13 protein-coding genes are annotated in these 14,979 nt (G+C 46.7%); 12 read left to right on the top strand and 1 reads right to left on the bottom strand.

Features of this window, described 5'->3' with window-relative positions; genetic code table 11:
* Positions 1-8: 8 nt before the first annotated feature.
* On the top strand, positions 9-3,290 hold the full coding sequence (traN, locus tag K0504_RS09590; RefSeq protein ID WP_220103970.1) for a conjugal transfer protein TraN: 3,282 nt from the start codon (positions 9-11) through the stop codon (positions 3,288-3,290).
* A 214-nt stretch (positions 3,291-3,504) separates the two neighbouring features.
* Here the strand turns inward: traN and K0504_RS09585 are convergent, their stop codons facing one another.
* A complete protein-coding gene (locus K0504_RS09585; RefSeq protein WP_220103969.1) occupies positions 3,505-4,311 on the bottom strand; it encodes a hypothetical protein in 807 nt (268 codons plus the stop codon).
* A 449-nt stretch (positions 4,312-4,760) separates the two neighbouring features.
* Between K0504_RS09585 and K0504_RS09580 the strand changes: the two genes are divergently transcribed.
* The 11 genes from K0504_RS09580 to K0504_RS09535 all read left to right on the top strand — a co-directional run.
* A complete protein-coding gene (locus tag K0504_RS09580) occupies positions 4,761-6,539 on the top strand; it encodes an ATP-dependent helicase (protein WP_220103968.1) in 1,779 nt (592 codons plus the stop codon).
* Between the two features lie 942 nt (positions 6,540-7,481).
* Positions 7,482-7,700, top strand: a complete 219-nt coding sequence (locus tag K0504_RS09575; RefSeq protein ID WP_220103967.1) for a hypothetical protein — start codon at positions 7,482-7,484, stop codon at positions 7,698-7,700.
* Between the two features lie 463 nt (positions 7,701-8,163).
* Positions 8,164-8,781, top strand: a complete 618-nt coding sequence (gene ssb / locus K0504_RS09570; RefSeq protein ID WP_220103966.1) for a single-stranded DNA-binding protein — start codon at positions 8,164-8,166, stop codon at positions 8,779-8,781.
* Positions 8,782-8,871: 90 nt separating this feature from the next.
* Positions 8,872-9,210 (top strand): hypothetical protein, encoded by a 339-nt coding sequence (locus K0504_RS09565; RefSeq protein ID WP_220103965.1) that lies wholly within the window; start codon positions 8,872-8,874, stop codon positions 9,208-9,210.
* A gap of 794 nt (positions 9,211-10,004) precedes the next feature.
* Positions 10,005-10,130, top strand: a complete 126-nt coding sequence (locus tag K0504_RS18495) for a hypothetical protein (RefSeq protein WP_264082963.1) — start codon at positions 10,005-10,007, stop codon at positions 10,128-10,130.
* Complete coding sequence (locus tag K0504_RS09560) at positions 10,127-10,294, top strand: hypothetical protein (protein ID WP_220103964.1); 168 nt, start codon at positions 10,127-10,129, stop codon at positions 10,292-10,294. Before K0504_RS18495 ends, K0504_RS09560 begins: the two co-directional genes overlap by 4 nt.
* A gap of 93 nt (positions 10,295-10,387) precedes the next feature.
* Complete coding sequence (locus K0504_RS09555; protein ID WP_220103963.1) at positions 10,388-10,951, top strand: hypothetical protein; 564 nt, start codon at positions 10,388-10,390, stop codon at positions 10,949-10,951.
* 91 nt (positions 10,952-11,042) lie between these two features.
* Complete coding sequence (locus K0504_RS09550; RefSeq protein ID WP_220103962.1) at positions 11,043-12,125, top strand: AAA family ATPase; 1,083 nt, start codon at positions 11,043-11,045, stop codon at positions 12,123-12,125.
* A gap of 95 nt (positions 12,126-12,220) precedes the next feature.
* Complete coding sequence (locus tag K0504_RS09545) at positions 12,221-12,715, top strand: hypothetical protein (RefSeq protein ID WP_220103961.1); 495 nt, start codon at positions 12,221-12,223, stop codon at positions 12,713-12,715.
* A gap of 98 nt (positions 12,716-12,813) precedes the next feature.
* Positions 12,814-14,001, top strand: a complete 1,188-nt coding sequence (locus tag K0504_RS09540; protein ID WP_220103960.1) for a DUF3150 domain-containing protein — start codon at positions 12,814-12,816, stop codon at positions 13,999-14,001.
* A gap of 87 nt (positions 14,002-14,088) precedes the next feature.
* The coding region (locus K0504_RS09535) for a hypothetical protein (protein ID WP_220103959.1) at positions 14,089-14,979 on the top strand (891 nt) is incomplete at its 3' end.

Genomic DNA, 14,979 nt, shown 5'->3' with positions numbered 1-14,979 from the left:
CGCACGGAATGAAAAAAACGTCGACGTGGTATAGAGCTACTTCTGTTGTTACCAGTATTACCTTGCTGGTGCAGGGGCTTCACTTTGCTTTTTTTGGGGTGCTCATTGGCATTGTAATGCCATCACCATTTGAAGCTGCATATGCTGCCGTTACTCAAGAGCAGCTAAAAGAAAAGTACGATACAGACAACCCCTACAACAACTATACGGGGACAGCTAAACGGGATGAGGTTCTAAATAAGTCCTACCCAAGTGGCTCGACAAATTACGAGCTGATGATCATTGATAAATATCACTCGGCACCAACCCCTTCCAGTACGCCATTTGATTACTCGAAGTATGACAATGGCCAGTCGTTCGATACCAAGTGGAACAATGCCGTAGGCAGTGCAATGAATGACAGCGCTACTGCTCAAATTCCACAAAAGGGCGCCGGTGATAATGTCCAAGTAAACTATCACACCGAAGGCGCTCTTGTAGTTGAGCGGAACAGTGATGGCTCTCTATCGTTCACGCCAAACACAGCGGTTTCGGATACGGTTTTAGACTTAGAGTTTAATGAGGCTACCGGAGCAGAACTTGATCATCTAGATACATCGCTGGAGGCCGATGGTGAGTACGGCGACGAAGATGGATTCAATGAAGTCGCAATCGACCAATTAGAGTATTTGAAAGGGGGCACCACCTCTGATTCCTTAGTCTACAAAACGCTATTGGATTCGTATAACGACAATCCAGCTCCGACGTTAAACTCTGGCTCGCATTTATTTACTTATGGCGATAATGAATTAAGTAACGCCAAAAATGGGGTGGGAGATTGGTATCAATCGTGTACCGAAACCACTACTGAAACTGAGCAAGAGGTGCATTATCCCGTATGGGAAGAACGGCGATGCCAAGAGCCAAACCAAGAAAACCTTAACAGTTGCACGATTGAAAGAACTTCAGATTACCCGATTCGCGTTGTAGATACGGGCGGCAATTTGACGTTGTTCGACGTCGAATATGTGGATGACTACACCGTCAAAGTAAAAGTGGGCAAGGATGACGGCAACTTCCTTGGGGATGCTACAGAAGATGGGGGGCCAAACAAAGCATGTAAGGTTTACAGCTCTGCAATTACGTTTGAGATCGATCCTACCTATAACATTGTCAAAGCGGAGCGCTCGCACGTTCGCATTGATGACTCGTTGGCCATTTTTGTTAATGGCTCACGTCAAATGCACCAAGAGCCGCATTCAACTGACGACTCAAATTATTACTGGTCGCTAATACCGGATTCTGCTTTAGCGTTGCCTCGAGCGCGCTACAACAACGTTCCCATGGATTGGAAGCTTTGGAACACACACATCGGTACCGGCGATTACATCAAGTGTGAACATCATAGTAGCAATGACAAAGATACGGTTGATATCACCAATCTAGTGAAGCCGCTGCGGGATGGCCGTTACTTGGAGCTTGAGTACCTTTTGGGCGTGGCAGGCTCTGGTGAAGTCTTTTATGAAGTGACCCTTGAGTTTGACTCACCATTACAAGCAGTTGATACCGTCATTCAAACTCCTGAAGGTTGCGCTGATGCGATTGGATGGTCAATCAACGACAACCCAAAAATTTGCACTGATGGCAATCCTCTGTGCGAAAAGCCATACAAATCGGATAATAGTTTTTGCTATGCCGAAGATTGGGAATGTGTCGATGAGAGCTCGGCGGGATTGGATGATTCATTTCTTGATGCAATAGCGCCGTTCTACCCGGGCGATGACCACAGAGCGTGCTGGAAAGCCAATGCGGTTAACTATACCTGTGATCCGTTTTATGGCGAGCAATACTGCGCTACATACAACGACAGCGAAAGCGAAACCAAAGACGAAGTCGAGGTTTGCTACACATATGATGAAATGCGCGACCTGCCCGATAGCTGCGCGGTCGAAAAAGCTGATCCGAACTGTTATGAGAAGGAGCGAACGTGCTCCGACGGTTGGTTCGATGATTACACCGAACAGTGCTACATGTGGCAAATCACTTACGAGTGCGACATTGGTGTTACTAAAACGAAAACCAATACTCAGACAACGGATATTTGCACTGGGGCACTGCCTTGCATTGGCGGGGATTGTGAAGCTGGAACACAAGAAGACAATACTGATTTTGCCCAAGCGGCGGCGCACTTCGACCAGCTAAGCATGATGGGCGATGACATGAACTGCGCGGACCCTTCGGATCCAGATTCATGCACCGTCTTTAATGGGGAGCATAAATTTTGCTCGTGGGAGGTTTCGGGGCTAGGTGCAGATTGCTGTGAAAAGCCGGAAGACATCAACGTATTTGAGTATATAAAACTAGCGAAGGACATGAAGGATGTTGCGGCATATATGGATATCCCCTACGCCGGCCAGGTCGACTACTACGCAAACGGCGCATGGGATACCGTACAAACTGGTATTCAAGACGGATTTCAGGCTGCATGGGATTTTATGCCAGAGCAGGTTACTTCATCGGTGGAGAGCTTATTTGGTGAGTCCTCCGGCTCACTTGTCAATGACGCAATGACCTCGCTAGGGCTTGATCAACTAGAGCAGCAGATGATGACTTACGCCAAAGACAAGGTCACAGAATGGTTCGGTACTGAGCTAAGCTCTCAACTTTTCAGTACTAGCGCAGGAGCCGTCACTTGGGGGCCTCTCATGACCTCAGTGATGTCATTCATTAGCTTTGTTGGCATGGCGTACATGATTTATCAAATGGTTGTCCTTTTGCTAAACCTACTTACTGCGTGCGAGGAGGAGGAGCAGGACATGGGGGTTCGTATTGCTACTCACCAATGCTTCAAAGTGGGTGACAAATACTGCTCTATGAGCGTATTGGGCCTCTGTATTCAAAAGCGGCAAGACTGGTGTTGTTATGGCTCAGCCCTGTCACGAATCATCATGGAGCAAGCAGCCCCCATGCTTGGCAAGGACATGAGTACGTGTGCAGGCCTAACTCCAAGTGAAATGGAGAGCCTTGATTGGAGCCAAATTGACTTGAGCGAATGGATTGCTCTGTCTGAAGCGGCCGACATCATGCTAGAGGAAGACGATTTTGATGAAGCAACACTCAATGAACGCAGAACACCAAACGAAGGCGGTCGCTTAACAGCTGGTGATGAGGTTCAGGAATATATGGATGGTGGCGGATGGCTGGAGGCAAAAGACCAGTTACAGGACGGCCTTGATCCAAATAACGTGAACTGTTCGGTTTACCCACGTCCACCAGTCTGTGATTTAAACCAAGATCCAACGGGAGGCTAACGTTGGGGAATATTATTATTTACTCTTTTTATTAATGTTTGGTTTTTCATAAAACAACTTAATAGAAGCCATCCATGTTGGTGCGATCGACTTGGGGATAGTGCTAATTTGGATGAATGCTGAGACGCTATTTGACCGTTACAACTGTAAGCTCATTAGAGAACTCAAACAGAACAAAAAAGGGGCCGTTGGCCCCTCTCAGTTGTTTCGTTTATTACAAGCCATAAGCGCTGTAGTAAGGGTGTTCATCGAACGAAAAAGCCACCTCCGTTCCGCCTTCTGGTGGCGTAAATAGATACCCTTTTCCTTGGTGGAATACGTGAGTGGGGAAGTACCAGTACCCATCCTCAATATGTTTGGCAATATGATAGGCGGTAACGCCAGAATCGGATGCCATTAAACGAACGACAGTTTCACCTGTTGAGCTTGGGAACAAGGATTCGCTAGTTGGCCCTATAAATTCAATTTCCTGAAAGTAAACACCGCAACCATATTTATCTAAGTTTTTAATCGCTAGCTCAGAGGCTCCACGCTCGATTTCAACTTTTTTTGCGTCTTCGCAAACTTTACCGGTCATCACGACGTTACTCCCTTCAAGAGTAACGACTGAGTTTGGGTAGGATTTCTTGGCAATCGATGAGAGTTTTTCTAGGGTGGCTTGCTCCCACTGACTACTTGGTATGCCGGAAAGATTCACAGGCATAATGATATATTGCCAGCGAGCTGTTGGATCTTTGTGCTGGTAGCCTGAAATCAAGTTCAGACCAAAGTTATCAAAACGAGTGAGCGCCGTGGTCAGCCCTGCGGAGACAACCTGCTTAGTTGCTGTTGCAGAGGCCAATGTCTGCTCTGGGATCTGATCGTCGGCAAAACTCTCGCCTATGCCAGCGGCATTCATTACATTCCAAGCTAAGCTCATGCTGTGATCGTAGTTCACTGGCGCATTAGATTCGACAGATGGCGTTGTTGATGCGCAAGCGGCTAAGGCGAGCACTGCGGGAATAGCTAAGTAGTTTTTCATTGGGTTTAATCTCCACGAACCTCAGATATGGCTATTGTTATCCGGTTTCAAAATGGCGCAACTTCATAAACGTTAACATCCGGATATTACGGCATATAGTTTAAATCGCTATACCTTTTAGTCCTCTCAATGCAAATGCTTAGCGAGCTGCTTGTTTCGGTATAGAAGCGCCCGTGGCACATATAAAGCGCATAGTAGGACGACAGATAACGCTGCCCACGAAGGAAGTATCCAGCCATCACCGTACTCAAATTTGACTTGAAACATTACTGATAACAAAAAAGTGCTGAAAATAACGCAGATATTAATAAGGCTGTTTAACCACATAGTTCACCCTTCCACTTGGCTCAATTCGTTGCTTGTAACGTATCAAACTGACTAGATCGGGCTGTTTCGTAACAAAAGCAATTTGGAGTGTTAAGACAGTATTGAAAGAGGGGGAAGCCAGTATGATTTTGGCTAAATATTTTTCCTCGGATGCAGTCTTGTCACTAACAAAAGATCAGGCGAGAGTTGTTCGCTTTGCTGACGGTTACAATTTAGTTTGCGCATTGCCCGGCAGTGGTAAAACACACACGAACATGGAGGTGTGTAGACAAATTTTAACCGCCAACTCCTCCTACGAAGTGATCATGGTGACGTTCACCAATGCCGCGGCCGGTGAAATGCGTACACGTTTGAGTAAGAAGCTGCCAGCCCGGCTAGCCAGCAGGGTAAAAGTCGGCACATTTCATTCGTTGGCACTGGAGCAATACAAACAGATCCGTCAACCAAAATTACTTATTGGCCCAGAGCAATCGAACGTCATAATTCGGGCAATGAGACTCAGTGGTTATGACGGAAAGTTTGAGGACGGAGTTGCTGCTATTGAGCATTTTGGCGCTATGTTGCGGCCACTACCAAAATCAGGGAGGTCAGGGGACTGGGCTCTGTATGAAGCCTACCAGAAAATCGTAAAAAGCTTGGGTAAGCAGGACTTCAACATGATTTTTCGGGCTGTTCGTCTAGGGATGGAGCTTGGCGACATTCAGCCGTTCGGCCAAAGCCACCTACTCGTAGATGAATTCCAAGACACTGACAATGTTCAATATGCATGGATCCGAAAGCACGGCCAAAGCGGCACTAAAATCACCGTTGTTGGAGATGACGATCAGGCCATTTACGGCTGGCGGGGCTCAAAAGGTTATGAGGTCATGCAGATGTTCCAGACGGACTTTGATGCAGTTGGCCATGTACTTAGCACCTGCTTTAGATGTCGTCCGGAAGTGTTATTAGCATCCAAGAAGGTCATTGAGTTTAACACTGAGCGAGTGGCTAAACCTATGACCGCCAAACTTAAGCCTGGCGGCACTGTGAGCATTAAGGGATTTGCAGATCAAGACAAGCAAGCGGAAGGGGTGGTGAGCCTTGTTCAACAGGAAGGCCAGTGGGCGATTATTGCCCGCAACAATTCCCATTTGGACTATATAGAAGGTGTTTTACGAGCCCATGGAATTGCAGCGGCCCGACTTGGGGGTAAGAGTTTTTGGGATAACCCTGAAGCGAATTGCTTCTTAAAGTTACTCCACTGTTTACGGTTCCCGCAGTCGACAAATTACCTCAACGAGGTACTGGGTTGGCTGGAAGAAGATGAGGACACCATTGCTGCTATTTGTCGTGATGCGAAGCGATACAAAGGATTTGGCCACGTAAAGGAAAGCTCGCGCGGCGACTGGCGCCCGACAACCACTCGGTTTCAGCAGTATTGGGAACGTATCGCACGCAACACCGAAGATGGCGATATGATAAGTAAGCGGATGAAAACGCTTGTGAACTGGTGCCGAGAAGCAAAAGGCGGAGAGGTTGATCAAGGACTTGGGCGCGCAGCTGCTATTGCTGACCTTATTGCTAGGAATGCGGAAGGTAGCCTGCATGAGCGGATAGATGGATTGCTCACAGTCTTGAGCCGCCAACAGTCCACAGACAAGAAAGAAAATGCTGCTCGCGTAACAATAGCAACGCTACATAGCAGCAAAGGTCTTGAATTTGAAAACGTGATTATCGCGAACTGCAACAAAGGAACGTTGCCGTCTGATAAGTCTGATGTGGTTAGTGAGGAGCGGCGGCTATTATATGTCGGTATGACCCGCGCTATTGAGCAACTACATATTTGTTACTACAAGCAGATGTCTCCCTTTTTGGAAGAAGCCTTCTCGACGGACGATAGCGACGATGCGCCGGACCAGTGAAATCTGGAAACAAAGTTCTAAATTGTACGCCTGATGTGTTGACGTAAAATGAATGGTTGTGTAGGCTGAAATTAACCGCATTCGACGCGGTATCCACTCTGCCTTCGGGCTACCATCTTCGCAGTAGCGTTATCCAATAAACCAAGTGGTAACAGGCAAGCTCATTCGTCATTGAGTGCCTTTTCCTATTAACACTTTTCAGTTTCCCTCTGCCTTTTACGACAGTCTCTAAACCAATTATTTACTTGTGCTCTGCACATTTAATTTTTGATTTTTTGCTGTCCGGCAGGAACGTAGCTCTCGTTTTCAATCTCGAGCGACTATTGAGCGCCTTGCCAATAGTGACAAGTAGTTCCTTTGTTTAGGTCTTACTTCCCGATATCGATAGCTAATCGATGAAAACAACACTAGCGGAACGCAATTGCGTTTGTCATCTCGAAAAGAGATACCTGATGTAGTTTTAGCCTTCGCTTTTACTGCTTACTTAATTTCCCTAGCGGGATTTATTCCGCCAGGGAACACATGTGTCTTCACCAGACCTTGTTGCACTCTCTTTGGCGGCTTTTAGTTAATTCGCTTTTGAGTGCAAAGCATTTGGTTCGTGGAGATACATATGGAAGCTTTAGTTCTTGCAGGGTGTTCGGTATCAGGAGTGTCGCTCTATTTATTTGGTTTGCGGCCTCTGATGGAAGCTATCGGATTACTTTAATCAGTAGTAGGTGGGTGTGGCAATTTTGCCACTCCGCCTACTGGCAATCTCTCCCGGTGTCATCACTCAAGTTACCTCGGCCAATTGGCTTAGGTGGTTTGAGGATGACACTGGATCAATGAGGCGATTGTTATGATTACTGTACTACTAGGCTGTTGTATTACCGGTTGGATCTTGTCGTTGCCTGTGCGTCGCACACTGGCCTTTTTGGGTTGGTATTGAGGGGTAGGACGATGCTTGAGCCTTCGGTAAATTTCCCCCCTGAAGATCAGGGATTCCAGTTTTTAGTTCCTATGTTCCTTCTTGCTGCCAGCGTATTTGCTTGCGCTTTCATACGGTGGCTTTTGGTAGAAGATTCTCTACGCGAGGAAACCCGCATTGAGCAGGATTTGGCAAGAGTGACCAAGGAACTTGAAATCAATGCTAAAAAACTGGCTGAGTTTAAGCTTTAGCTTATCTCTGAACGCGTGCTACCTAGCACAATCAACTTTCCTCGTGGCCCACAGTCCTGAGTGGGCCGTTCTTTTCTGAATGTTGTAGAGCAGCATTGAGCAAAGAATATTGTCGCACTGCGACACCGAGAATTTCCCTCGCCTTAATTGCATAACATTTTTTATCGTTATTTCGACAGCTCATCTTGAGCTGAATGTTTTGTAGTTATGGCGTTCGATACCCCGTTGGCATCTCGCTAACAACACAATTATGTGGGGGTATCAGCCAGTGCTTGCACTGGTTTTATTGCGCAGTAGCGCATTCCAACTTCTGTGTGACCATTAAGTCAGCAGATAACTTTAGCACGCCCATAGGGTGGAATTAACGTCTGCCCTTAGGGGAGGTGCGTTTATTTCACAGCTCTACTTATGCGGCTTAAATCTAGAAAATACGCCTTTTGAGCAGGCTCGTGGAGTAAATATCATGCGTAACCTAAAAGAAAACTTAGTTAAAATCGCCGGCAATGTCAGCGGTTTGGATATCAAGCAATCAACTCAAGCTGCCAATGAGTACTTCGGTACCATTACCGTAGCTACCGATGATGGGTACTTCAAGAAGGGCCAGAACGGCCAAAATGGAGAATGGGTAGATCGCACCTATTTTATCGATGTAAAAGTTGATAATCGGGTATTGAGTCAACTAAAAAATGGCGTCAACAAAGGCGACCAAATTTCTTTTAAAGCGAAACTGGTACAGGAAAAATGGCAAGATCAGCAAGGTCAAAATCGGCAAGCAGTTCGGCTGCAAGCTGAGAAAGTCACCGGTCACCTGTCAAAAGCAGAAATCGAATGCTTAAAACAAAATGGATTTGTTGGTAATCAGCAGCAACCAAACAACGCACCGAATCAACCGCCGCAAGGTGGCTTTAGTGCACAACCAAACAACGCGCCAAATCAACCGCCGCAAGGTGGCTTTAGTGCACAACCAAACAACGCGCCGAACCAACCGCCGCAAGGTGGCTTTGGTGCGCAACCAAACAACGCGCCGAACCAACCGCCGCAAGGTGGCTATGGAAATCAGCCGTTCTATCAAAACCAATAAACCTAGCGGGCGAGATCGCTGCATCTCGCCCGAAAGGGAGGGATCTGTGATGCGCCTTAGCTAATTTTTTTATAGCGAGGTACAACACAGATGAACAACTTACTTACAACCATTCGTGTCTTTGCTGTGGGGATTTTCATTTATTCCTCGGCAGACATTCTAAATGGTGTCGAAACAGTGCTAGATGTTATTGCTCTCTTTGTGGGCGCGGTAGCAATGGCAACCCATGCTCTTGTCGTCTATGCGAAAAGATTGAACGCTTTAATCTTTTGGCAGAACATCTTTCAAGATGCAGGCGCAGCTCTACTAATCAGCGGTTTTCAAGCTGGTGGTGAAAGCGGCGCTATCATGGTTATGTTTGGGTTTTATGCCACTATGGCATCATTCGCACTCATAGCTTGGGAGGCTGGTAATTACGATTCTTCTTAAAAAAGCTCTTAAATCTAGGAGCTTGAACAATCTATTTCCAGTAATAACTAAAAGGACACAAATCAATGGAGAATGCATCACTCGTATGGGCAAGTTTAGGCTTGTTCGTAATTGTTTCTATTCTAGGCAAGATGTATATTGATAGTCATAAACATAGTTAATTTATTACAAGCCCTCTTTTGAGGGGGCTTGTAATCTCTCAATTTAGCGGGGTGATTCTCATGCTTGATATTTCGGTGGTTTGGCTGGGTATAGGCCTAGTATTTATCATTGCGATTGTTGGCAAAATTTTAATCGACCGCAACCAAAGCAGTCATTGATTGACGCTTGAACCCTTGCGTCTAAGTCGACGTTTGTTATAACCTACACCTGACGGAAAGAAGTAATTTCCTACGGTTGCAGTAGCAACATCCTATTTAGGGATGCTTTCCCAAACATTCTGCCAAGTGTGCTTGGCAAAGCATTTCAGCGTTTCGGCGCATCCATTACTGGATATCCTCCAGACACCCTCTCTCTACTCTTTGTTTTTGTTGTTTTAATCTTTGATTAATTCACGGCGTCATGCCGTCTTCACTAACAAAGAGCCTTGCCCCACGTCACCTTGACAAGTGTTGCTGACAATTTTGTTGGTACGGGCAGAGCATGTTGCATCGACATGTAAAACCGATGTATTGCCGAAAGGCTATCAACCGTTTTTTGAGCGATTTTAGCTTAATTAACTTCAAACCTTACCGAAGGGCACAAAATCCCTTTGGGGGTTTTTGTGCCCTTCACGCTCGTGGAGGAGCATCATCATGTATTCATTTCACACACCGGAATACACCATTGCCTGCTTTCAGTTTTTAGCGCTTTTAGCGCTTTGCTGTGGTGCTGGCCAACTATTTAGCCGGTTACGTTCTCGTTTTGGAGGCTTGTCATGAGCACTCGTCAAGATGCGAAACGCTCTGGTGCATATTTACGACGACGGGAAAAAAAGCTGTTGAGACGTGCTGCGGCACTCACTCTAGCGGCTGACGCCTGTCGTTTGCACTTTAGAGCTAAACGTACCGCTAAAAACGCCAATGAAATGATATTTCTGGCTTAACAACTAGTTACACCCAAAACCCCAAGCGGGGATATGTCCCGCGCTATGGGGGATATGTCTTCGCTGCGATATCCAAACGTGGAGGAGATAATTATGGGGATCACTAAACGTCAACTGGACATGATTGAGCGTAACCGGCGTCAATTTGTGCCCGTAAGTCAGACACGTCGCAAGCGCAAAGTTTCGAACCCTGATTGGGATAGAACAACGTGCATTGCGCATCCATTGGATGATGACATTTTAAAAGCAATGAAGGGCGGCAAAGTTAAACACGAAGAAGTTCTGTTTGATTTGTTCGATCCGAACATTGATGGCGAAAATGCCACTTATAACATTCAATGGACGGACTCAAATATCGAGAGCGTACACTTCGGTATGCTGCAACGTTGCTTAGAAATACTCCGATACGCTAAGCCTGACAACAACCTCTTTCAAGAGGAGGTTGAATGGCTCGCAAGTGAGCAGTTTGAGCAAATTTGCTTCTCGATGGGTTGCGATCCCAACGTCATACGCGTTGCGATTCCTCGGATAATGGAACGCTATGACAAACCTTTAGTTGGTGAAGCTGCAAGAATCATCAACGCATTCAAGCGATTGCACGAAAAGTTCTCGTTCAACGAGACTCAAGTCGAGCGAATCGCATGTTTTAACAAATAACCATCCCGGCGGGACACATTTGTAGGTCCCCCCACAGGGATCGGTGTGTCTTCGCCACAAAGATATTAATCATCTCGTGGAGGAGATAATTATGACAACTACTAACACTGCCGAAAACACTGTTGTGTCAATCCCTAGCCAGTCAGCAATTGACTACAACCAAATGGAAATAGTGGATGCCGCCGTCATCTTTCCTGAACTTGGATATCAGGAAGGGAAGCGTAAGCTTCAACGTCGCAAGCATCGCCATCCAAATTGCGTTAAGTCGAACCCGCTCTATATTCCAGAGCAGGAGTTGTTTGAACGGGTTATGGCGTGGTGGAACTTCGGCAAGCGACTCAAGCCTTTCGGTGTGCACGGTGAAACCGGCACGGGTAAGACTGAGCTTATGTTGTATATAGCTGACCGTTTGAACGAGCCTGTTTACTTGGAAAAAATTACTACAGGCATGACCACAGAAAAGTTTGAGGGTGACCGAGAACTTGTGGTTAACGAATCAGGCGATCAGGTAACAACGCGGAACTATTCAAACGCAGCAATGGGGTACATGCATGGCGGCCTTGTCATTCTCGATGAGGTCGATAAGGCCAATGATGATCTCCAGACTGCATTGCATTTGTTCCTTGAGCGTAAACCTTGGACGTTATCCACGTTCAAGCAGACCGCTCATTGTCATCCTAACTGTAGGATCGTAGCGACCGCCAACACCATGGGTGAAGGTGGTCATGAACGCTACTTAACATCTCAACGGATGGATAGCGCATTACGCGCCCGATTTGGCTGGGAAATGGCTCATTTCCCTGAATCAGCTCACGAGTTGGAGATTCTCAAAAAGTGTTTTCCTAAGCTGCCATCCATCATGCGAATGAAGATGGTTAAGCTGGCAAATGCATTTAGGGATGCTCTACTTGGGCCGAATCGTGATGGTGACATCGATAACCCGATTAGCTGCGTCTTCTCGCCCAGAACAATTGTTCACTGGGGTGAGATGATGATGGCTTACGGACTTAATCGAACACCAATGGACTCCCTCAAGTTTGCTTTTTGGGGAAGTGTTGACCCTGAAGACTATGTAGATGCCAACGGCATCATACAGCGAATTTGGGGGGACGATATCAACAAGAAGTTGGGTGTCTTACTGAAAGAGCTGGCGGATGCTAGTTCAAAAAAGTAGGAGGCTCGAGCGCAACTAAGCCCTCCGGAGTTTTTGATCCGGAAGGGCAAGTGTTCGAGTGTTATCACTCTGCGGCTGATTCAAGTTATATCTTGATGAAGTTGTTGGAAAACGATGAGGCCTTGCTTTATCACTATGCCGGCACAGGGCGTGACCCTGTGATTCTGCGTTCAGTGTCTCATAGCGAGGCTCACTCTGAACGTAAGAAGCTTTCTGGTGGTGATTGGGAGTATCAACATGTGCGCTTTTCAAAAGGTGCCTTGATTGAGAGGCCTTACAGATGCCATCCGCATTTCACGCCGAACGGAACAGCTAGATCGCCCAAGGTCGATTTGGTTGGTTATCGGGATGCTGAGAACGACAAAATGTGGGCAATATCTCGTATAGGCAAAATTGTTTATACATTCTTCAAGAACACAGACACCGATCAAGATTGGGTGCTCTACGTGAAGAACTTCTCAACTGACCCAGAAGCTCAGAACTACATTCTTCAAAAGTCATTTGAGAAAACGAATAAAGGTTACAAACAGTTGCTTACGCTTCTGAACGCAGAGCTCAATTTGGCCCAAACCAAACTGATTCTGAAGTAACAAACCAAAAAACCATCCCAGCGGGACACATTTAACTATCCCGTTGGGGGATAGGTGTGTCTCCGCTACATCAAAACATCTCGTGGAGGAGATACATCATGACTGAATCAATGAGTCAAACACTTGCCAGCGATACAGCTGACAAAAACATCAAAGCGATCCTTGATAAGAACGATTGCTTAAAAAGTAAATGTGTCGTTATCGGCGCCTTCAAGATTGAAGGCCCTTGTGGAAAAACTACCTTACCTGAGTCTCAAGTTAAGGTAGCAGGCGAGGACATCACCAATGACAATGTCACTGGTGGCGAACTAACCTGGTTCCCGTCCAAATTTGAGGATACTAATTCTCTGGGCGTTAGAAAAAACAAGGGCACTCGGATCTCGAGTCGCTACAACACGACAGTAAGTCGCGCGATCAAAAAGTATGGCGTTGATTTAGGTGGTTACAGCATCGTTGCAACGGAGCTACTTCCAATGTTGACCAAAGACTTGGAAAAAGCAGAACAGAGTTTCTGGGCTGATGTAGATGAGTTGGATGCTAATTACGACCAAATCATTGAGTCCCACAAGGCGGCAAACCCGGATATATCTGAGTTAATTGAGCAACACAAGTTAACTCGTGATCAATATCGCGGGCGATTTGTTTTTCGCCGCCCTAAACCGCTATCAATGACACCCTTCTTTGAAGAAGACGCCATTGAGTTACAGCAGGATGCGACTCAAGCGCTGTACGATGAAATTGCAGCTGACGCGAGCGACACGTATCGACGCTCATTTGCGACATACAGTCGCAAAGATCAGAGCGTTCGAGCGCACTTTCGAAGAATGATGAACAAGTTAGTTTCACTAGCCTTTTTAGATGAAGGCGTGATGAGAGTTGTTCAGACTATTGAAAGCGTGATCGACAGCCTACCTACATCAGGTTGGATTGAAGGCGGCGACTTTAACAACCTCGCTCGCTGGACGCTGGTCATGGCCGATGCAGAGAAATTGAAACTGCATGCTAACGGTGATGAGCAGTTTAATCTTCCTGAGGATGACGAGGCTGAACTAGACGATGAGGTGGACACGGGTATCAGTTCATTTGGTTCAATTGAGCCAAGCGAGCCAGCACCGGTCCAACCTACAGCGCAACTGAATGCGCAACCAGCGCCAGTGGTGAATACCCCCACTCAACCGGTTGCAACGCCAGAATCTCACGCATCAATCACAACAACAGAAGTTCCGGTTGAGGTGGTAGATGATGATGAGGCCGACGCTCTAGAATTGAGCTTTGGTGGCTGGTAATTCAACAACCCCCCAATGGGAGTACACCGCTCCCATTGGGGTGGTGTTTTCCCTCTACATTTTTTGATTCTCGTGGAGGAGAACATTATGAGCAATAAATCAGCCATGCGCCGTAAGCGCCAACTGCTTAAAAAGTTCAAAACTCTGAGTCGTGTTATGTCACCCAAAGGTGATGTACACGTCCAAATCAGTGGAAATTCTGCGTATACAGATTTTCAGATGATTAATCTGCCGGCTGGCGATTTTGCTGACGATGATTATGTCGCGCTTCTTGAGGGCGCTATCGATCATGAGATCGGCCATATCGATGAAACAGACAAAAACGCAAGCTTGGAGGCTCGATCTATTTCTGGTCTTCATAACAACATCAGGCAAGTGTTTGAGGATGTTCGGATGGAACGGTGCCGCATGGCAAAGTATCCAGGATCTAAGTCGAATCTATTCGGCATGATGGGCCAAGTAATTAAGCGCGGGTGGATTTCAATGCCCAGACCGAACGCTGACCCCATAAACCTGCTGCAAGGGTTCTTACTAACCCATTGTCGTGCGGTGTTCTGTGAGCAATACATGCTGAAACCTTACGCTAAGGCTTATAGAGAGCAGCTAAGCGCTGCTATCTCTGAGCACATGTTAGCGGAGCTTGATGTGATAATCGCCAAGATCCCGATGCTTACAAGCAACTGGGGCTCTCTTGATTTAGCAAAGGAAGTTGTAGCCCTCATCGAAGATGAAGCTGCGCCTCCAGCTAATGATGACGCAGACTCAAGCGAAGGTGACAGCTCAAGCGATGATGACGCAGACTCAAGCGAAGGCGATAGCTCAAGCGAAGGCGATAGCTCAAGCGAAGGCGATAGCTCAAGCAATGATGACGCAGACTCAAGCGAAGGCGACAGCTCAAGCGATGATGACGCAGACTCAAGCGAAGGCGACAGCTCAAGCGATGATGACGCAGACTCAAGCGAAGGCGACAGCTCAAGC

It is taken from the genome of Neiella holothuriorum (assembly GCF_019457915.1).
In the GTDB taxonomy this organism is placed as follows: domain Bacteria; phylum Pseudomonadota; class Gammaproteobacteria; order Enterobacterales; family Neiellaceae; genus Neiella; species Neiella holothuriorum.
This window is presented reverse-complemented; position numbering and strand designations above follow the sequence as displayed.